This window comes from Pseudomonas sp. MWU12-2319 (assembly GCF_023242525.1).
Classification (GTDB): Bacteria; Pseudomonadota; Gammaproteobacteria; order Pseudomonadales; family Pseudomonadaceae; genus Aquipseudomonas; species Aquipseudomonas gingeri_D.
Map to the genome: position 1 here is coordinate 606095 of NZ_JALJES010000001.1, position 20376 is coordinate 626470.

Below are 20376 nucleotides of genomic sequence, written 5' to 3' on the forward strand. Positions count from 1 at the left end.
CGATCTCTCGACCAGGGCATTTCGTTGCAACACAGCTTATATAGAGAAGCCTATACAACCCTTAGTGGGAAACCGCCCCACTCGCCCCCAGACCGGTCTGCGAACGCACGAACTGCGGGAAGAACAGCGCACGTTCCTTCTCCGCCGCCACCGACTTGTCGGTAATGGAGAAGAACCAGATCCCGACGAATGCAATGGCCATCGAGAACAGCGCCGGGTACTCATACGGGAAGATCGCCTTCTCGTGATGCATGATCTGCACCCAGATGGTCGGGCCGAGGATCATCAGCCCTACCGCACTGACCAGGCCCATCCAGCCACCGATCATCGCACCACGGGTGGTCAGCTTCTTCCAGTACATGGAAAGCAGCAGCACCGGGAAGTTGCAACTGGCGGCAATCGAGAACGCCAGGCCGACCATGAACGCGATGTTCTGGCTTTCGAACAGGATGCCCAGGCCGATCGCCAGCACGCCAAGGGCGATGGTGGTGATCTTCGAGACGCGGATCTCATCCTTTTCGTTGGCCTTGCCCTTCTTGATCACGCTGGCATACAGGTCATGGGACACCGCCGAGGCGCCGGCCAGGGTCAGACCGGCCACCACCGCGAGGATGGTGGCAAAGGCCACGGCCGAGATAAAGCCGAGGAAGATGTTGCCACCCACCGCGTTGGCCAGGTGCACCGCCGCCATGTTGTTGCCACCGAGCAGCGCGCCCGCCGCATCCTTGAACGCCGGGTTGGTGCTGACCAGCAGGATCGCGCCAAAACCGATGATAAAGGTCAGGATATAGAAGTAGCCGATAAACCCGGTGGCGTACAACACGCTCTTGCGCGCTTCCTTCGCATCACTCACGGTGAAGAAACGCATCAGGATGTGGGGCAGCCCGGCAGTACCGAACATCAGCGCCAGGCCCAGCGAGAAGGCCGAGATCGGATCCTTCACCAGGCCGCCGGGGCTCATGATCGCCTCACCCTTGGGGTGAACCTTGACCGCTTCGGAAAACAGCATGTTGAAGTCGAAGTTGACGTGCTTCATCACCATCAGCGCCATGAACGAGGCACCGGACAGCAACAGCACCGCCTTGATGATCTGCACCCAGGTGGTGGCCAGCATGCCGCCGAACAGCACATAGAGGCACATCAGGATCCCCACCAGGATCACCGCCACGTAGTAGTCCAGGCCGAACAGCAGCTGGATCAGCTTGCCGGCACCGACCATCTGGGCGATCAGGTAGAAGGACACCACCACCAGCGAACCGCAGGCCGACAGCGAACGGATCTGGGTTTGCCCGAGGCGGTAGGACGCCACATCGGCAAAGGTGTACTTGCCCAGGTTGCGCAGGCGCTCGGCGATCAGGAACAGGATGATCGGCCAGCCCACCAGGAAGCCGATGGAGTAGATCAAGCCGTCATAACCCGAGGCATAGACCAGCGCGGAAATCCCCAGGAAGGACGCCGCCGACATATAGTCGCCGGCAATCGCCAGGCCATTCTGCAAACCGGTGATCTTGCCGCCCGCCGCGTAGTAGTCGGCAGCCGACTTGTTGCGCTTGGAGGCCCAGTAGGTGATGCACAGGGTGGCGCCGACGAACACCACGAACATCGCGATGGCCGCCACATTGAGAGGTTGCTTGTGCACTTCGCCGGTCAGGGCGTCAGCCGCCAGGACCAGGGGCGCGAAAGCCGAGCCGGCCAATACTGCCAATAGACGCCGGATCATTGTTGGGCCTCCTTGAGAATCGCGTTGTTCAGGTCGTCGAACTCGCCATTGGCGCGACGCACATAGATGGCCGTCAGGACGAACGCCGAAACGATCAGTCCGACACCCAACGGGATGCCCCAGGTGATGGAAGAGCCGGGACTGAGTTTAGCGCCCAGGATCTGTGGCCCATAGGCGATCAATAGAATGAAACCCGAGTAAAGTCCGAGCATGATCGCCGACAGTGTCCAGGCGAAGCGTTCCCGTTTCCTGACCAGCTCCTTGAAGCGGGGGCTGTTTTGAATCGAGAGGTAAATGCTGTCGTTCATTGTTTTTATCCTCGCAGCACAGATGAGATGAAACCTTTTTCACTTTAGGCGGCTGGGGAAGCGAAACCAGACGACCTTAGTATTAGAACGACATTACGGTTTCGCCAGTTTTCAGGCGAAGACGCTCTGACTCAGTGTAGGCGGTGATGACAGACACCCAGACGCAAAAAGGCCGCATGACGGAATATCATGCGGCCTTTTCGGGGGACTACGCAGGCAGGTGGGTTACTGGGTCCACTCGGCTACGCGGTCCGGGTGCTTGGCGACCCAGTCCTTGGCCGCGGCTTCCGGCTTGGCGCCGTCCTGGATCGCCAGCATGACTTCGCCGATCTCATCCTTGGAGGCCCACTGGAACTTCTTCAGGAATGCCGCCACTTCCGGCGCCTTGGCTTCCAGCTTCAAGCTGCCGATGCTGTTCACGGTTTCCGCGGCGCCATAGACGCCCTTCGGATCGTCCAGGAAGCGCAGTTTCCACTTGGCGAACATCCAGTGCGGCACCCAGCCGGTGACGACAATGGATTCGTTCTTCTTCTCGGCACGGGTCAGTTCGGCGATCATCCCCGCCCCCGAGCTGGCTTGCAGCTTGTAGTCCAGACCGTAGTCCTTGATGGCCTGGTCGGTCTTGAGCATCACGCCTGAACCGGCGTCGATGCCGACGATCTTGTTCTTGTAGGTGGTGTCAGTCTTCAGGTCGGCGATGGACTTGGCCGTGACGTACTCCGGCACGATCAGGCCGATCTTGGCGTCCTTGAAGTTGGGGCCGTAGTCGACCACCTTGTCCTTGTTCTTGGCCCAGTACTCGCCGTGGGTCACGGGCAACCAGGCCGAGAGCATGGCATCGAGCTTGCCGGTAGCAACCCCTTCCCACATGATCCCGGTCGCGACGGCTTGCAGCTTGACGTCATAACCCAGTTTCTGCCGGATGACCTCGGCCGCCACGTTGGTAGTGGCCACGCTGTCCGACCAACCATCGACATAACCGATGGATACTTCCTTGGCCGCCGCACCGGCCAGGTTGGAACTGATCGCCAGTACCAGAGCGGCACCTGCGCCTAAGAGTCGTCGCATCTTCATCGTTACTTCCCCGAAATGCTGCACCCGACGACTGCCGGGCGACGTCAACGTATTGTTATAGTGCATGGCGCCCCCATCACGCCTCACCCTTGAACCCGTCCGATCATCAGCGGAGTTCTGATGCCCTGATCATCAACCCGCCTCGCCCATCGACCTGCTCTGACAGCGACCTCAAGACAACGAGAAACGACATCAGAACGCCAGCAATCGGGGGCTTGGGAAATCCCTTCATTTATTGCGCTCGAACTTTGCATGACAAAATACTGCACAGGCCCAAGGCCGGTGGAAATCCGGGTAACATGCGCGGCTTTGTTCCCATACGGCCCGACCATGTCCGCCACTGCCCGTTTCCCGCTCCTCCCGTTGTTGTTCGCCAGCCTGCTCGGACTTCTTGCACTTTGCGGCTTCTGGTATGGCCTCGGCCAGCCGGTGATCCTGCCCGATGCGGCGACGCCGACCCACAAGCTGCAATGCGCCTCCTATACGCCGTTCGCCAAGGACCAATCGCCGTTCGACCAGCCGTTCAAGCCTCGTGTCGAACGCATGGATGCCGACCTGGCGCTGCTGGCCACCCGCTTCGAGTGCATCCGCACCTATTCCATGACCGGCCTCGAAGCCTTGCCGGACCTGGCGCGCAAACATGGCCTGAAAATGATGATCGGCGCCTGGGTCAACAGCAACCCGGTGGACACCGAGAAGGAAGTCGATGCCCTGATCGCCTCGGCCAACGCCAACGCCGATGTGGTCAGCGCGGTGATCGTCGGCAACGAAACCCTGCTGCGCAAGGAAGTCACCGGCGACCAACTGGTCAAGCTGATCCACAAGGTCAAGGCCAACGTGAAGCAGCCGGTGACCTATGCCGACGTCTGGGAATTCTGGCTCAAGCATCCGCAGGTCGCCCCGGCCGTGGACTTCCTGACCATTCACCTGCTGCCGTACTGGGAAGATGACCCTGCCGGGATCGACCGCGCGATCGAACATGTCGCCCAGGTCCGCGAGGTATTCGGCAAGCGGTTCGCCCCCAAGGACATCCTGATCGGTGAAACCGGCTGGCCGAGCGAAGGCCGCCAGCGTGAAACCGCCCAGCCGAGCCGGGTCAACGAAGCGAAGTTCATTCGCGGTTTTGTCACCCTGGCCGAGCAGAACGGTTGGCACTACAACCTGATCGAGGCCTTTGACCAACCGTGGAAACGCGGCAGCGAAGGTGCGGTCGGCGGTTACTGGGGGCTGTTCGATGCCGACCGCCAGGACAAGGGCGTGTTGGCCGGGCCAGTTTCGAACCTGCCGCAATGGCCGCTGTGGTTGGGCTTCGGTGGGGTGATATTCCTCGGTACCTTGCTGCTGGCCGGGCGAGTGCGCAATACCCGGGCGGCGCTGTTGTTGCCGCTGCTGGGGGCGCTGGCAGGTTGCTCCATAGGTGCCTGGGGCGAATTGGCGTGGGTCACCAGCCGGTTTACCAGCGAGTGGGTCTGGGCCGGCCTGCTGGTGCTGTTGAACCTGCTGGTGCTGGCCCATGCGGCACTGACCCTGGGTAGCCAGGCCGGCTGGCACGCCGGCCTGTCCAAATCCCTGGAGCAACGCGCCGGCTGGCTGCTGGCAGGCGCGGGCTTTGCAGCGGCGGTGATGATGCTGGAGTTGGTATTCGATCCACGCTACCGCAGCTTCCCGAGCGCAGCCTTGCTGTTGCCGGCGCTGGTGTTCCTGGTGCGTCCGGTGCGCGGCCCGCGTCGGGAGATGGGGCTGCTGGCGCTGATCATCGGCGCCGGTATTGCCCCGCAGCTGTACCGTGAAGGCCTGGCCAACCAGCAGGCCTGGGGTTGGGCGCTGGTCTGCGTGCTGATGGTGGCCGCGCTGTGGCGTAGTGTGCGGGTTCGCAAATAACAGACAAACCCGACTTCAGGGCTCGACGCTATTGCGCGCTGAAACACCGTCCTGTAGGAGCCTGGCTTGCCAGCGAAGAGGCCCCTGAGAACGCTAAAAGCTTCGCGGCGGTGCGGCGATCCGACAAGCCCTGCTCCTACAGGTTCGGTGTGCGCTCAACGACTCAGTCAGGCCGAACGCACCAACCGCAACCCCGCAATCACCAACGCAAACACCGCCAGACTGGTGTTGTACAACGCCAGCGCCGGAAACCCGGCCAGCAGCGCCAATACCGCCAAGGCCCGCCCCAAACGCCCCGGCGCGACAAAAGCCAATAGCGCCGCGACCAACGCCGTCCAGCCCAGCGCCTTGAAGTGGATCAACCAGCCCAGGTTGGAGCGCGCCTGGCACTGCCAGCGCGACGCCTCGTCCAGGCACAGCCCGACCCACTGCCCGTCCTCCATCAATCCATAACGCACGCCATAACTGGCAGCCAGCCACAACGGCAGGACAATAAGCAGCAGAACCAGCGGCAAACGGCGAGACATGGACAACTCCGATAAGCGAAAACGGCGCCCAGCATAATCGCCAGAAGCGCCTATGCAAGCGCTCACCACATATAACTGTTCGGCAAACTGCGGCAAAGTGTATCGTTGCCAGGCAATTACCCGTCGCCCCCCATCTAAAATGCTTTTTTAGCGTCGGGACATGGCACTTCGGCAGTACCCCGATGGTCATAGCCTGCGAACCTCATTCAGTGCTTTCCTTCAAAGGGATGTAGTCATGCTCCGTTCTCTGCGCCTCGCTGCCTTTATCGGCGGTCTCATCTTGAGTGCGTCCGCCCTGGCAGTCGATGTCGACGCCGCCAGTTATGGCTACCCGCTGACCAACCCGTTTGAAGCGACCATCGCCACCACGCCGCCGGCGCTGCGGCCGAAACTGCCCGACGACGACAGCATCCACCAGGCCGACTACAGCCTCAAGTTGCGCCCCGAGCGCGACTTCATCCTTCCGGACAATTTCTGGGCGGTGAAGAAACTCACCTACCGCCTGGCCCAGCAGGATCACCCGGCACCGCTGATCTTCCTGATCTCCGGCACCGGCGCACGTTATGACAGCAGCATCAACGAGTACCTGAAAAAGCTCTATTACCAGGCCGGCTACCACGTCGTGCAGCTGTCATCGCCCACCAGCTTCGACTTCATGAGTGCCGCCTCGCGCTTCGCCACCCCCGGTATCAGCCAGGAAGACGCCGAGGACATGTACCGGGTCATGCAGGCGGTACGCGCCCAACAACCGAAACTGCCGGTGACCGAGTACTACCTCACCGGCTACAGCCTCGGCGCCCTGGATGCCGCCTTTGTCAGCAAGCTGGATGAAACCCGGCGCAGCTTCAACTTCAAGAAAGTCCTGCTGCTCAACCCGCCGGTCAACCTCTACACCTCGGTCACCAACCTCGACAAACTGGTGCAGACCGAGGTCAAGGGCATCAACACCACCACCACCTTCTATGAGCTGGTGCTGGGCAAGCTGACCCGCTACTTCCAGCAGAAGGGCTACATCGACCTCAACGACGCCCTGGTCTACGACTTCCAGCATTCCAAGCAGCACCTGACCAATGAACAGATGGCCATGTTGATCGGCACCACCTTCCGCTTTTCGGCGGCGGACATCGCCTTTACCTCGGACCTGATCAACCGCCGCGGCCTGATCACGCCGCCCAAGTACCCGATCAGCGAAGGCACCAGCCTGACGCCGATGTTCAAGCGCGCCCTGCAGTGTGATTTCGACTGCTACCTGACCGAACAGGTGATCCCAATGTGGCGCGCCCGCAGCGACGGCGGCAGCCTGCTGCAACTGATCGACCAGGTCAGCCTCTACGCCCTCAAGGACTACCTGCACGACAGCCCGAAAATCGCCGTGATGCACAACGCCGACGACGTCATCCTCGGCCCTGGCGACCTGGGTTTCCTGCGCAGCACCTTTGGCAATCGTCTGACGGTCTACCCCCATGGCGGCCACTGCGGCAACCTCAATTACCGCGTCAACGCCGACGCCATGCTGGAGTTCTTCCGTGGCTAAATCTCTTTTGTTGATCGCAGCCTTGCTCTGCGCAACCCCTGCCCTGGCCGACAACAGCAAGGCCCATGACACCGTGGTGCCGGATCCGGACGGTTTCTCCGAACCGCTGAAAAAGCTCAAGTTCAACCCGGGCCTGGACCAGCGTGAGTTCGAACGTTCGACCCTCAACGCCCTGAGCGTCTACGACCCGTTGGAGTCCTGGAACCGCCACGTCTATCACTTCAACTACCGCTTCGACGAGTGGGTGTTCCTGCCGGCGGTCGATGGCTACCGCTACGTCACGCCGACCTTCCTGCGCGAGGGGGTGAGCCACTTCTTCAGTAACCTGGGGGACGTTTCCAACCTGCTCAACAGCCTGTTCCAGTTCAAGGGCAAGCGCGCGCTGGAAACCACCGGGCGCCTGCTGCTCAACACCACCATCGGCGTCGCCGGCCTGTGGGACCCGGCGACCAGGATGGGCCTGCCACGCCAGACCGAAGACTTCGGCCAGACCCTGGGCTTCTATGGTGTACCGGGCGGGGCGTACCTGGTGCTGCCGTTCTTCGGGCCGTCGAACCTGCGCGATACCACGGGGCTGGTGTTCGACTTCGCCGCCGAATCACAGATCAACTTCCTCAACGTTTCCCAGGTCAGTTCCGACCACCCGGAGATCTATCTGCTGGAGGCCATCGACAAGCGCTACACCACCAGCTTCCGTTATGGCCAGTTGAACTCGCCGTTCGAATACGAGAAAGTCCGCTACGTCTACACCGAGGCGCGCAAGCTGCAGATTGCTGAATAAACCCGGACCTTGCAGGGCCTGTTCGGGATATTAAAGACTCACAGGCCTGACAAGGACATAAATATGTACCACCTGATCGCCACCGACCTGGACGGCACCCTGCTGCTACCGGATGACCGCATCGGCGACTATTCCCATGGAGTGCTCAAGCGCCTGTTGGAGGCCGGCAAGCATGTGGTTATCGCCACCGGGCGCAGCCAGCCCGATGTCGAGGCGATCCTGCGCCCCTACAACCTGAAGGTTCACCTGATCACCGCCAACGGCGCACGGGTCAGCAGTGCCTGCAAGACCCTGGACGCCAGCGAGCATCTGCCGCCTCAGGCGGTGCGAGCGCTGCTGGACGCCACCCGGCACGACCCGAACCTGGTGACCAACCTGTATGGCCAGTCCCAATGGTTCACCAATGCCGATAGCCAGTTGCTGAAGAGATTCATGCAAAACGAAGGCTTTCCTCCCACGGTAGTGACTGGCGATGAGTTCCCCATCGAGGCGGTGGAGAAAGTCTTCTTTATCCACAAGGACAAGGACCATGAGGCCCTGGCGATCCTGGATGAACAGCTCAAGCGCTTGGTGGGCGATCAGGTACACAGCACCTTTTCCTCGCCCTTCTGCCTGGAAATGATGGCCAGCAGCGTGTCCAAGGGCAGTGCCCTGAAGAAACTCGCGGACTTCCTGCAAGTGCCGCTGAGCCAGTGCATCGCATTTGGCGACGGGATGAACGATGTCGAGATGCTTTCGAGCATCGGCAAGGGGCTGGTCATGGGCACAGCTCACGCCAAGGTGTTCCAGGCCCTGCCCGGGCATGAAACCCTGGGCAGTTGCAGCGAGGAATCAGTGGCCCGTTATCTGGCGGCGAACCTGCTGACAGCGTAATCCACAGACTGAACACGGTCCCCTGTAGGAGCCGGCTTGCTGGCGATAGCGGTTATCCAGGCAACAACGATGTCGGCTACCAGATCGCATCGCCAGCAAGCCGGCTCCTACAAGGTAGTGTCGTGTTCTCGGGAACTAGAGCGCCGATGCCGTCTGCGCCACCATCGAAACCTGCGGCAATCCCAGGAACCGGCACAGCTCATCGCGCTTGGCCAGCGCATCACGACGCCCCAGCTCGATCAACTCGCTGCAATAAGACGCCTCGAACAGCAGGTAGCTCAACACCCCGGCGCCACTGGTCCGGGTCGCCCCCGGCCCGCGCAGGAAAAAGCGCAATGCCGCCGGCAACTCATGACGATGGCGCGCGGCGATTTCATCGATCGGCTGGCTCGGTGCGATCACCAGCACATCCACCGGCGCCAGGCCCAAGCTGCGCGGTTGTGTCGGCAACATCCGACTGAACTGATTCAAGCGCTGCAGCAACTCGATATCGCTTTCCAGGCTGTCGATAAACGTACTGTTGAGCATATGCCCGCCAATCTGCGCCAGGCTCGGTTGCTGTCCGCTATACGTCCGCTCGGTGGCCGTGTCGACACCCCGCGGGTTGCCACTGACCCCCACCACCAACACCCGGGTCGCCCCCAGATGCAGCGCCGGACTGATGGGCGCCGACTGACGCACCGCACCGTCACCGAAGTACTCCTGGTCCAGCTTGACCGGGGCAAACAGCAGCGGGATCGCCGAACTCGCCAGCAAGTGCTCCACCGTCAGCCGGGTCGGCACGCCAACCCGGCGATGGCGCAACCAGGAGTCGATAGCGCCCTTGCCCTGATAAAAGGTCACCGCCTGGCCGGACTCATAACCAAACGCGGTCACCGCCACGGCGTGCAACTGCTGTTGCTCGATGGCGTGGTCGATACCCGGAAGATGCAGTTTGTCATTGAGCAGGTCGCGCAAGGGCGAACTGTCGAGCAACGCCACCGGGACTTGCGCACCCATGCCCAGCAGGCTGTGACCGACAAAGCGGCTGGCCTGGCGTATCACACCCGGCCAATCGCTACGCAGCACCAGATGGCTGCGAAACCCTTGCCAGAATGCGGTCAGGCGCTCGATCGAGGCGGTGAAATCCATCGCCCCACTGGCCAGGCTGACCGCATTGATCGCCCCGGCCGAAGTGCCGACGATCACCGGAAAGGGATTAGGCGCCCCCTCGGGCAAGAGCTCGGCAATCGCCGCCAGCACCCCCACCTGATAGGCCGCGCGCGCGCCCCCTCCAGAGAGAATCAGGCCGGTGACCGGTTCAGCTGGGCTCATCGCGACACTCCATTAATCAGTAACATCCTGATACACCACGCCTGCCCCCCGCCGCAACACCCGGATGGTTTTATCGGCGTTTTGGATAGAGTTTGGGCTCACCCGGCGGCCGGCTCTTGAAACGGCGATGGGCCCAGAGGTACTGCTCCGGGCATTCGCGCAGCGCCACCTCGACCCATTGATTGATCCGCAGGCAGTCAGCCTCTTCGGTTTCCCCTGGGAAATCCGTCAGCGGTGGATGAATCACCAGCCGATAACCACTGCCGTCGGCCAGGCGCTGCTGGGTGAACGGCACCACCAGCGCCTTGCCCAGGCGGGCGAACTTGCTGGTGGCGGTGACGGTGGCGGCCTGGATACCGAACAGCGGCACGAACACACTCTGCTTGATCCCGTAGTCCTGGTCCGGCGCGTACCAGATCGCCCGACCGGCGCGCAGCAACTTGAGCATGCCACGCACATCGTCGCGCTCGACCGCCAGGGAATCGAGGTTGTGCCGCTCACGACCACGGCGCTGGATAAAATCGAACAGCGCATTGCTGTGCTCGCGGTACATGCCGTCGATGGTATGGCGCTGGCCGAGCAAGGCCGCGCCGATCTCCAGGGTGGTGAAATGCAGGGCCATCAGGATCACGCCCTTGCCCTCACGCTGAGCGTTCTGCAGATGTTCGAGGCCTTCGATATGAGCCAGCCGTGCCAGGCGCGGCTTGGACCACCACCAGCTCATGGCCATTTCGAAAAAGGCGATCCCGGTGGACGCGAGATTTTTCCGCAGCAGTTGGTCGCGCTCGGCGTCGGACAACGCCGGAAAACACAATTGCAGATTACGCGCGGCAATGGTCCGTCGGTCGGCGGACACCCGATACATCACCGCCCCGAGAAAACGTCCCAGCCACAACAGGAGCCCATAGGGCAACTGGACAATCAGCCACAGCAAGCCCAACCCCAGCCATAGCAGCCAGTAGCGGGGATGAAGAAAAGCAGCTCGAAAACGCGGGCGATCCATGGGTGATTCCGGACAGACAACAAGGCCGCGCATTCTACAACGGTTCGCGGCGGCTTGCGGCCCGAGGGCGTTCTCGTTATAAGTCTCGGCACTTTTAGTGACAAGCTGCGTTATCCCGACCATGAGCCAAACCGAACTGCTAGACCAGGATCCCGTGTTCCAGCTGAAGGGCAGTATGCTCGCCATCACGGTGCTGGAGCTGGCGCAGAACAACCTCGATGCCCTTGATCGGCAACTGGCGGCCAAGGTCGCCCAGGCCCCGAACTTCTTCAGCAATACCCCACTGGTGCTGGCGCTGGACAAACTGCCGGACGGCCAGGGCCCCATCGACCTGCCCGGGCTGATGCGCGTCTGCCGCCAGCATGGCCTGCGCACCCTGGCGATCCGCGCCAACCGCATCGAAGACATTGCCGCCGCGATTGCCATTGACCTGCCGGTACTGCCGCCGTCCGGCGCCCGCGAACGGCCGGTCGACCCGACTGAAGGCCTGGAAAAGAAAAAACCGGAAAAACCACCCGAGCCGACCATCAAACCGACGAAGATCATCACCTCGCCGGTACGCGGCGGCCAGCAGGTCTACGCCCAGGGCGGCGACCTGGTGGTGATCTCTTCCGTCAGCCCCGGCGCGGAACTTCTCGCCGATGGCAACATCCATGTTTATGGCCCCATGCGCGGTCGCGCCCTGGCCGGCATCAAGGGCGATACCAAGGCGCGCATTTTCTGCCAGCAACTGAGTGCCGAACTGATCTCCATCGCCGGCCAGTACAAGGTTTCCGAGGATTTGCGCCGCGATCCCTTGTGGGGCAGCGCTGTTCAAGTCAGCTTGTCGGGCGACGTGTTGAACATCATCCGGCTTTAACGGATACTTGCCGCCACTTCCAAAATGTCACCTTCTCGTAGAGAAAACAGCTCGAACGGTGTGGGAAATCGCGAAAGGTAAGAATAACCCGAGGCTCTTCAGACTTTTCCTCGATTTCCAACCGACGCTACACGACTACAGTTATTTTTTAGTGACGTTCTTCAGGGGCTGAAAGTCCTTTTTTCCTTTAGGGGTGATACACCTTGGCCAAGATTCTCGTGGTTACATCCGGCAAGGGTGGTGTGGGTAAGACCACCACCAGCGCCGCCATCGGTACCGGCCTCGCGCTGCGGGGCCACAAGACAGTGATCGTCGACTTCGACGTCGGCCTGCGTAACCTCGACCTGATCATGGGCTGCGAGCGTCGCGTGGTGTATGACTTCGTCAACGTCGTCCAGGGCGAAGCCAACCTGCAGCAAGCCCTGATCAAGGACAAGCGCCTGGAAAACCTCTACGTGCTGGCCGCCAGCCAGACCCGGGACAAGGACGCGCTGACCAAGGAAGGCGTGGAAAAGGTCCTGATGGCCCTCAAGGAAGATTTCGAGTTCGTCGTCTGCGACTCCCCGGCCGGTATCGAGACCGGTGCCCACCTGGCCATGTACTTCGCCGACGAAGCCATCGTCGTGACCAACCCCGAAGTGTCCTCGGTGCGTGACTCCGACCGCATGCTCGGCCTGCTGGCGAGCAAATCGCGCCGCGCCGAGAACAACGAAGAGCCGATCAAGGAACACCTGCTGCTGACCCGCTACAACCCCGAGCGCGTCAGCAACGGCGAGATGCTCGGCGTCGAAGACGTCAAGGACATCCTCGCGGTGACCCTGCTGGGCGTGATCCCCGAATCCCAGGCGGTGCTCAAGGCCTCCAACCAGGGCGTGCCGGTGATTCTCGACGACCAGAGCGATGCGGGCCAGGCCTACAGCGACGCGGTCGACCGCCTGCTGGGCAAGACCGTGGAACATCGCTTCCTCGATGTGAAGAAGAAAGGACTCTTCGAGCGCCTGTTTGGAGGCAACTAAGCAATGAACCTTTTTGACTTCTTTCGTGCCAGCAAAAAAGTAAGCACCGCGTCGGTCGCGAAAGAGCGTCTGCAGATCATCGTGGCGCACGAACGCGGCCAACGCAGCACCCCGGATTACCTGCCGGCCTTGCAGAAGGAACTGGTGGAGGTCATCCGCAAGTACGTCAATATCGGGTCCGACGACGTGCACGTGGCGCTGGAAAACCAGGGCAGCTGCTCGATCCTGGAACTCAATATCACCCTGCCCGATCGTTGATCGATCCGGCCGGAGCCACGGCGGCCCGGGACCAGGCCTTTCTGTAGGAGCGAGCTTGCTCGCGATGGACGTCAACGATAACGCGGGGCAGATGATGCCCAGCGGTGTCCCGGCTACCATCGCGAGCAAGCTCGCTCCTACAGAAGGCTGGGCCTCGGGCCGCCGTTGGCGTTTGTTACGAGACTGTTTTAATGCCGCTGTCCAATATCCATATCCTCCATCAGGATGCCGCCGTACTGGTGGTGAACAAGCCGACCCTGTTGCTCTCCGTCCCTGGCCGGGCCGATGACAACAAGGACTGCCTGATTACCCGCCTGCAGGAAAACGGCTACCCCGAAGCCCGTATCGTCCATCGCCTGGACTGGGAAACCTCCGGGATCATCCTGCTGGCCCGCGACCCGGACAGCCACCGCGAACTGTCGCGCCAGTTCCACGACCGGGAAACCGAAAAGGCCTACACCGCACTCTGCTGGGGTCAACCGGAGCTGGACAGCGGCAGCATCGACCTGCCCCTGCGCTACGATCCGCCGACCAAGCCGCGCCACGTGGTCGACCACGAGTTCGGCAAGCACGCGCTGACCTTCTGGAAAGTCCTGGAGCGTTGCGGCGACTGGTGCCGGGTGGAACTGACCCCGATCACCGGGCGCTCACACCAACTGCGGGTGCATATGCTGTCCATCGGTCACCCATTGCTCGGTGACGGTTTGTACGCCCATCCACAGGCCCTGGCCGCCTGGCCACGGCTGTGCCTGCACGCCAGCATGCTGAGTTTCACCCACCCGCAAAGCGGCGAACGCCTGCGCTTAGAGTGCCCGGCCCCGTTCTGAGTGTGTGGGAACCCTCCGCAAATACGGTAAACTCTTGGCACTGCTGTCTGGAGCTACTTATGCGCGAAGAGTTGAACCAAGGCCTGATCGACTTCCTCAAGGCCTCCCCTACCCCGTTCCATGCCACTTCCAGCCTGGTTCAGCGCCTGGAAGCGGCGGGCTACCAGCGTCTCGACGAGCGCGAGACCTGGCACACCGAGGCCAACGGTCGCTACTACGTCACCCGCAATGACTCTTCGATTGTCGCCATCAAGCTCGGCCGTGCCTCGCCGCTGCTGGGCGGCATCCGCCTGGTCGGCGCCCACACCGACAGCCCGTGCCTGCGGGTCAAGCCGCAGCCGGAACTGCAACGCCAGGGCTTCTGGCAACTGGGTGTCGAAGTCTACGGCGGCGCCCTGCTCGCCCCCTGGTTCGACCGCGACCTGTCCCTGGCCGGGCGCGTGACCTTCCGCCGCGACGGCAAGGTCGAGAGCCAGTTGATCGACTTCAAGCTGCCCATCGCCATCATCCCCAACCTGGCGATCCACCTCAACCGCGAGGCCAACCAGGGCTGGGCGATCAACGCGCAGAACGAGCTGCCGCCGATCCTCGCGCAGTTCGCCGGTGATGAGCGGGTCGACTTCCGCGCCGTGCTCACCGAGCAACTGGCCCGCGAACACGGCCTCAATGCCGACGTGGTGCTCGATTACGAGCTGAGTTTCTACGACACCCAGGCCGCCGCGGTCATCGGCCTGAACGGCGACTTTATCGCCGGTGCGCGCCTGGACAACCTGCTGTCCTGCTACGCCGGCCTGCAAGCGCTGCTCACCGCCGACAGCGAAGAAACCTGCGTGCTGGTCTGCAACGACCATGAGGAAGTCGGTTCCTGCTCCGCCTGCGGTGCCGACGGCCCGATGCTGGAACAGACCCTGCGCCGCCTGCTGCCCGAAGGCGACGAGTTCGTACGGACCATCCAGAAATCCCTGCTGGTCTCGGCGGACAATGCCCACGGTGTACACCCCAACTATGCCGACAAGCACGACGCCAACCACGGTCCGAAGCTCAATGCCGGGCCGGTGATCAAGGTCAACAGCAACCAGCGCTACGCCACCAACAGCGAAACCGCCGGGTTCTTCCGTCATCTGTGCATGGCCGAGGAAGTGCCGGTGCAAAGCTTCGTGGTGCGCAGCGACATGGGTTGCGGCTCGACCATCGGCCCGATCACCGCCAGCCACCTGGGGGTGCGTACGGTGGACATTGGCCTGCCGACCTTCGCCATGCACTCGATCCGCGAACTGGCCGGCAGCCATGACCTGGCGCACCTGGTGAAAGTGTTGAGCGCGTTCTACGCCAGCCGCGAGTTGCCATAGAACCCGAGAGCGACACAAAACCTGTAGGAGCAGGGCTTGCCCGCGAAGAACGATAACGCGGTTACCCTGATACACCGCGGCGTCCTTGCGATTCGCGGGCAAGCCCTGCTCCTACAGTTCAGCGTTATCCTCCAGGTCTGATACACACCCGCCAAACCGACCTAGACTCAAGGTATCCCCCTCGACCAGGTCGTTGTCATGATCACGCCCTTCGCTTTCCACACCATGCTGATTCCCATCCTGGGCGGCATGCTGATGTTGGCCGTCGGTTTCAACTTTCGCGAGCGCAACGCCGGGGTCCTGCTGATCTGGGTCGGGATGCTGTTCATCCTTGGCACCGTGGTCTACAAGATCCTCGCCCAGTTGACCGATTAAATGCATTGGCCCCACGGCTGACGTACACTTCGTCGACCCGTATCGTCCATGGTTGACTGCCCAGTGTTTGCCCGCCTTCTCGCCTTGCCCGCCGCTTTATTCATCTGCCTGCTGACCCTCCTGCCATTGGTCAGCGCCGACGCAGCCGGCCTGCCGAGCCTGCTGGCCAGCGCGGAAAAAACCCAGCCGGTCCCCAGCGAGCCCCTGGCGCAATCCCTGGATGAGGTAATCAAGAACCTGGAGAACGACCAGCAACGCGCCAAGCTGCTGAGCGACCTGAAGAAGCTGCGCGACAGCACCAGGAAAGCCCAACCGGCCACCGAAGAAGGCGTGCTGGGGCTGATCGGCAGCACCCTCGCCGGCTTCGAAAAACAGTTTTCCGGTGACGACAGCCCCCTCAGTCGCTGGTCGGAAGAATTCGACCTGGCCAAGGGTGAACTGATGGACCTGACGCTGCCCGCCAGCGAGTGGGTGCCGATGGTCTTCGCCTTCGCCCTGATCCTTGCGCTTTGGAGTTTCCTCGCCTGGGCCATGATCTGGCTCGGGCGCCAGGTGCGCCTGCGCTTCGGCCTCAGCGAGGAGTTGCCACAACACCCGCGCACCGTCGACCTGCTGCGCTTCGCCCTGCGCAAGCTCGGGCCCTGGCTGATCGCCCTGCTCATCACCGTGTACATGAGCTACGCCCTGCCCTCGTCCCTGGGCAAGAACCTGGCGATGGTGCTGGCCTACGCCCTGGTGGTCGGCACCTTGTTCTCGGCCATCTGCGTGATCGCCTTCTCCGTGCTCGACGGCCAGCATCGCCATCAGGCCCTGTACATCCTCCGCCGCCGGGCCTTCCGGCCGCTGTGGCTGATCGGCAGCTTCGCCGCCTTTGGCGAGGCCCTCAGCGACCCACGGATGATCGCCAGCCTCGGCAGCCACCTGGCCCACACCGCCGCGACCTTCGCCAATGTCATGGCGGCGCTGTCCACTGGACTGTTCATCGTGCGGTTCCGCCGCCCCATCGCCCACCTGATCCGCAACCAGCCGCTGTCCCGGCGCCTGAACCGCCGCGCCCTGAGCGACACCCTGGCGATCCTCGGCACCTTCTGGTTCGTCCCGGCGCTGATCCTGGTGGCGATCTCGCTGTTCGCCACCTTCATCTCCGCCGGCGACACCAGCACGGCCCTACGCCAGTCGCTGATCTGCACCGTGCTGGTGGTGTTGTGCATGGTGATCAACGGATTGGTGCGCCGCCACGCCCTCAAGCCCCATCGCGGCCACAAGCGCCATGCCCTGTACTCCGAGCGCCTGAACAACTTCGGCTACACCCTGGTGCACCTGGCGGTGTGGCTGGTGTTTATCGAACTGGGCCTGCGGGTCTGGGGCATGTCGCTGATCGGCTTCACCGAGGGCGAGGGGCATGAGGTCAGCGTCAGGCTGTTCAGCCTCGGCGGCACGCTGATCTTCGCCTGGCTGGTGTGGATTCTCAGCGACACCGCCGTGCATCACGCCCTGACCCGTTCGCGCAAAGGCCTGGCCAATGCCCGGGCGCAGACCATGATGCCGCTGATCCGCAACGTGCTGTTCGTGGCGATCTTCATCATTGCGCTGATCGTCGCCCTGGCGAACATGGGCATGAACGTCACGCCCCTGCTGGCCGGTGCCGGCGTGATCGGTTTGGCGATCGGCTTTGGTGCGCAGTCGCTGGTGGCGGACCTGATCACCGGCCTGTTCATCATTATCGAGGACTCCCTGGCCATCGACGACTACGTCGACGTCGGCGGCCACCTCGGCACGGTGGAGGGGCTGACCATCCGCACGGTGCGGCTGCGGGATATCGACGGGATCGTCCACACCATTCCGTTCAGCGAGATCAAGAGCATCAAGAACTACTCGCGGGAGTTCGGCTACGCGATCTTCCGGGTGGCGATTCCGTTCAACATGCCCATCGACAACGCGATCAAGTTGATGCGCGATGTCGGCCAGAAGATGCGCAGCGACCCGTTGCAACGGCGCAATATCTGGTCGCCGCTGGAGATCCAGGGAGTGGAGAGTTTCGAGTCCGGCAGCGCGATCCTGCGCGCTCGGTTCAAGACCGCGCCGATCCGGCAGTGGGAAGTTTCCCGGGCCTTCAACCTGGCGCTCAAGCGCACCATGGACGAGGCTGGGCTGGATCTGGCGACGCCACGCTTGAGTGTGCAGGTGGTGACCGCAGGGGGCGGCCCGGAAACGGAAGCCACACCCAAATCCTGAGACGGCCAGAGCAATCTTGAGTGCTCAGCTGAAATCCTGAGCACACAACTGAACCTGTGGGAGCGGAGCTTGCCCGCGAAGCTTTTAGCGATCTTGAGGACCCCTTCGCGGGCAAGCTCCGCTCCCACATAAGCCCGCTCGCCACAAGACCCTACTCAACTTCAAGCCCCCTCGGATCCAACTGCGGGTTAAACCACATCCACCCCGACATGAATCGCATCATGTCGCCAGAACTCCAGATCGCAGTCGATCAGTCGTTCATGCTGGTCATAGTTGACCCGGGCAATCCGCAAGCCCGGGCTCCCCACCGACACCCGCAACGCCGCGGCCGCCTCGACCTGCAGTGACGTCGGCACAATCTCGAACCTGACCCGCCCGTAATGCAGGTCGTAATGCCGGGCATACAGCTCGGTGATCGACTGGTTCAAATCAAACTCCAGAATCCCCGGGAAATACTGCGGATTGAGGTAATGCTCGACATACAGCACCAGCCGCTCATCGATCCGCCGCGCCCGGCAGATCTGGATCACGCTGGACAAGGCCGGCAACTGCAACCAGTCACACACCGCCGCCGACGCCGGCTGCAAACGCGCCGAAATCACCTGGGTCGACGGCACCCGCCCCTGGGCACTGACCATTGCGTGAAAGTGGCTACGCTGCATCAGGTTATAGGCCAGGCGCGGCGGCGAAATAAACCAGCCCCGACGCTCCTCGCGATAGATCAGCCCCTGGGCCTCCAGTTGCAACAAGGCCTCACGCACGGTGATCCGGGTGGTACCGAACAACTCACTGAGTTTGCGCTCGGCGGGCAATTTGCTACCCGGTGGCAACAAGCCGTGTCCGATCTGCTCATGCAGGGCCTGACCGATGGCTGTCACCGCCTTTGGAGCCTCTTCACGCATCAACGTTACCTATCTGGACTAGACCAGCACTGTTTTAGGGCACAACCGCACGGGATCGCGGTCTCCAGTTGTAATGCCCAGCCTAGGCAATACAGATGACTGATATGTGACAAAGCGACGAAACGGTGCATGTGCACGGTCGTTCCATAATGATCAATCCCTTTAATATCAGCTAGTTAACTATGGTCTACGCTTAACGGGGTGGTCATGAACACCACCGATAAAAAACCTTGCAGGACTGATGCCGACATCAAAGTGTCATCCAGCAAGCTTAAATTGGCTCAGGTATTGCTGACCTAGACCAAACGATTCAAACCACCGCACTACTTTTTATAAAAATCGCCGCGTTGAAAACGCCCAAAGGAGCTTCGGATGAAACAGCTTTTCCTGGCATCACTGTTAGGCTCGACCATTGCCCTGTGCACCTCGGCCATGGCTGCTGGCACCGATTTGAAAGCACTGGAAACCGCCGCCAAGCAAGAAGGCGCCGTCAACAGCGTCGGCATGCCCGATGACTGGGCGAACTGGGCCGGCACCTGGAAAGACCTGAGCGACAAGTACGGCCTCAAGCACATCGACACCGACATGAGCTCGGCCCAGGAAGTGGCCAAGTTCGCCGCCGAGAAAGACAACGCCAGCGCCGATATCGGCGACGTCGGTGCCGCCTTCGGCCCGATCGCGGTCAAGCAGGGCGTGACCCAACCGTACAAGCCAAGCACCTGGGAACAGGTTCCGGCCTGGGCGAAGGACAAGGACGGCAACTGGGCACTGGCCTACACCGGCACCATCGCGTTCATCGTCAACAAGAAGCTGCTGCACGGCTCCGAAGCGCCGAAAAGCTGGTCTGACCTCAAGACCGGTAAATACAAGGTTTCCATCGGTGACGTGAGCACCGCTGCCCAGGCCGCCAACGGCGTACTGGCCGCTGCCCTGGCCAACGGTGGTGACGAGAAGAACATCCAGCCCGCACTGCTGATGTTCGCCGAGATCGCCAAGCAGGGTCGCCTGTCGCTCGCCAACCCGACCATCGCCACCATGGAAAAGGGTGAAGTCGAAGTCGGCGTGGTCTGGGACTTCAACGGCCTGAGCTACAAGGCCAAGATGGCCAACCCGGATGACTACGTGGTGCTGATTCCATCGGACGGTTCGGTGATCTCCGGCTACACCACCATCATCAACAAATACGCCAAGCACCCGAACGCGGCCAAGCTGGCGCGTGAGTACATCTTCAGCGACGCCGGCCAGATCAACCTGGCACGCGGCAACGCACGTCCCATCCGTGCCGAGCACCTGACCCTGCCGGAAGACGTGAAGGCCAAGCTGCTGCCTAACGAGCAGTACAAGAAAGTCACGCCGATCAAAGATGCCGATGCATGGGAAAAAACTTCCAAGGCACTGCCGCAGAAGTGGCAGGAAGAAGTCATCATCAACATGCAATAACCCACAACCATTGTTCCCGCACGGTAGCGGGAACAATGGGCTCCCCTGTAGGAGCGAGCTTGCTCGCGAGGGTCGCCGGTACACCGCGGGGCATCAGGTT

General features: G+C 61.9%; 19 protein-coding genes. 12 read left to right on the plus strand and 7 right to left on the minus strand.

The window, feature by feature from the left end; translation table 11 throughout:
* Positions 1–61 precede the first annotated feature (61 nt).
* From M5C01_RS02580 to M5C01_RS02590, 3 genes are all read right to left on the minus strand, one after another.
* Positions 62–1720, minus strand: coding sequence for a cation acetate symporter (locus M5C01_RS02580; RefSeq protein ID WP_152737185.1), 1659 nt, complete (start codon positions 1718–1720; stop codon positions 62–64).
* Positions 1717–2028 (minus strand): DUF485 domain-containing protein, encoded by a 312-nt coding sequence (locus tag M5C01_RS02585; RefSeq protein ID WP_103498758.1) that lies wholly within the window; start codon positions 2026–2028, stop codon positions 1717–1719. Before M5C01_RS02585 ends, M5C01_RS02580 begins: the two co-directional genes overlap by 4 nt.
* A gap of 225 nt (positions 2029–2253) precedes the next feature.
* A complete protein-coding gene (locus tag M5C01_RS02590) occupies positions 2254–3102 on the minus strand; it encodes a glycine betaine ABC transporter substrate-binding protein (protein WP_152737186.1) in 849 nt (282 codons plus the stop codon).
* A 288-nt stretch (positions 3103–3390) separates the two neighbouring features.
* On the opposite strand from M5C01_RS02590, the gene M5C01_RS02595 reads away from it, so the two are divergent.
* On the plus strand, positions 3391–4983 hold the full coding sequence (locus M5C01_RS02595) for a beta (1-6) glucans synthase (protein WP_178129741.1): 1593 nt from the start codon (positions 3391–3393) through the stop codon (positions 4981–4983).
* Between the two features lie 167 nt (positions 4984–5150).
* On the opposite strand, the gene M5C01_RS02600 is transcribed toward M5C01_RS02595, so the two are convergent.
* A complete protein-coding gene (locus M5C01_RS02600; protein WP_152737188.1) occupies positions 5151–5510 on the minus strand; it encodes a hypothetical protein in 360 nt (119 codons plus the stop codon).
* A 235-nt stretch (positions 5511–5745) separates the two neighbouring features.
* Here M5C01_RS02600 and M5C01_RS02605 point away from each other — a divergent pair, with 235 nt between their 5' ends.
* From M5C01_RS02605 to M5C01_RS02615, 3 genes are all read left to right on the plus strand, one after another.
* Complete coding sequence (locus tag M5C01_RS02605) at positions 5746–7044, plus strand: serine/threonine protein kinase (RefSeq protein WP_152737189.1); 1299 nt, start codon at positions 5746–5748, stop codon at positions 7042–7044.
* Positions 7037–7825 (plus strand): VacJ family lipoprotein, encoded by a 789-nt coding sequence (locus M5C01_RS02610; protein ID WP_177100398.1) that lies wholly within the window; start codon positions 7037–7039, stop codon positions 7823–7825. Before M5C01_RS02605 ends, M5C01_RS02610 begins: the two co-directional genes overlap by 8 nt.
* Before the next feature lie 63 nt (positions 7826–7888).
* Positions 7889–8698 (plus strand): Cof-type HAD-IIB family hydrolase, encoded by an 810-nt coding sequence (locus M5C01_RS02615; RefSeq protein WP_152737191.1) that lies wholly within the window; start codon positions 7889–7891, stop codon positions 8696–8698.
* A 135-nt stretch (positions 8699–8833) separates the two neighbouring features.
* Here the strand turns inward: M5C01_RS02615 and M5C01_RS02620 are convergent, their stop codons facing one another.
* Both M5C01_RS02620 and M5C01_RS02625 read right to left on the minus strand, forming a co-directional pair.
* Entirely contained in the window at positions 8834–10012 is a 1179-nt protein-coding gene (locus tag M5C01_RS02620) for a patatin-like phospholipase family protein (RefSeq protein ID WP_152737192.1), read from the minus strand.
* A 70-nt stretch (positions 10013–10082) separates the two neighbouring features.
* Complete coding sequence (locus tag M5C01_RS02625) at positions 10083–11015, minus strand: lipid A biosynthesis lauroyl acyltransferase (protein ID WP_152737193.1); 933 nt, start codon at positions 11013–11015, stop codon at positions 10083–10085.
* Positions 11016–11136: 121 nt separating this feature from the next.
* Between M5C01_RS02625 and minC the strand changes: the two genes are divergently transcribed.
* From minC to M5C01_RS02660, 7 genes are all read left to right on the plus strand, one after another.
* Positions 11137–11874, plus strand: a complete 738-nt coding sequence (minC, locus tag M5C01_RS02630; RefSeq protein WP_152737194.1) for a septum site-determining protein MinC — start codon at positions 11137–11139, stop codon at positions 11872–11874.
* A 203-nt stretch (positions 11875–12077) separates the two neighbouring features.
* Positions 12078–12890: a septum site-determining protein MinD gene (gene minD, locus M5C01_RS02635; RefSeq protein WP_100940886.1), complete on the plus strand. Its 813-nt coding sequence runs from the start codon at positions 12078–12080 to the stop codon at positions 12888–12890.
* 3 nt (positions 12891–12893) lie between these two features.
* Positions 12894–13148 carry a cell division topological specificity factor MinE gene (gene minE, locus M5C01_RS02640; protein ID WP_007898843.1) on the plus strand — a complete coding sequence of 85 codons (255 nt, stop codon included), beginning with the start codon at positions 12894–12896 and terminating at the stop codon, positions 13146–13148.
* 191 nt (positions 13149–13339) lie between these two features.
* Positions 13340–13975 carry an RluA family pseudouridine synthase gene (locus M5C01_RS02645; protein ID WP_152737196.1) on the plus strand — a complete coding sequence of 212 codons (636 nt, stop codon included), beginning with the start codon at positions 13340–13342 and terminating at the stop codon, positions 13973–13975.
* Positions 13976–14034: 59 nt separating this feature from the next.
* Entirely contained in the window at positions 14035–15324 is a 1290-nt protein-coding gene (locus M5C01_RS02650) for a M18 family aminopeptidase (protein WP_100940888.1), read from the plus strand.
* Between the two features lie 198 nt (positions 15325–15522).
* A complete protein-coding gene (locus tag M5C01_RS02655; protein ID WP_178129737.1) occupies positions 15523–15699 on the plus strand; it encodes a hypothetical protein in 177 nt (58 codons plus the stop codon).
* Between the two features lie 63 nt (positions 15700–15762).
* A complete protein-coding gene (locus M5C01_RS02660; RefSeq protein ID WP_178129742.1) occupies positions 15763–17934 on the plus strand; it encodes a mechanosensitive ion channel domain-containing protein in 2172 nt (723 codons plus the stop codon).
* A gap of 188 nt (positions 17935–18122) precedes the next feature.
* Here M5C01_RS02660 and M5C01_RS02665 read toward each other — a convergent pair whose 3' ends face one another.
* Entirely contained in the window at positions 18123–18836 is a 714-nt protein-coding gene (locus M5C01_RS02665) for a UTRA domain-containing protein (protein WP_103499359.1), read from the minus strand.
* Positions 18837–19208: 372 nt separating this feature from the next.
* Between M5C01_RS02665 and M5C01_RS02670 the strand changes: the two genes are divergently transcribed.
* Positions 19209–20276: an ABC transporter substrate-binding protein gene (locus M5C01_RS02670; RefSeq protein WP_103499360.1), complete on the plus strand. Its 1068-nt coding sequence runs from the start codon at positions 19209–19211 to the stop codon at positions 20274–20276.
* Positions 20277–20376: the final 100 nt, after the last annotated feature.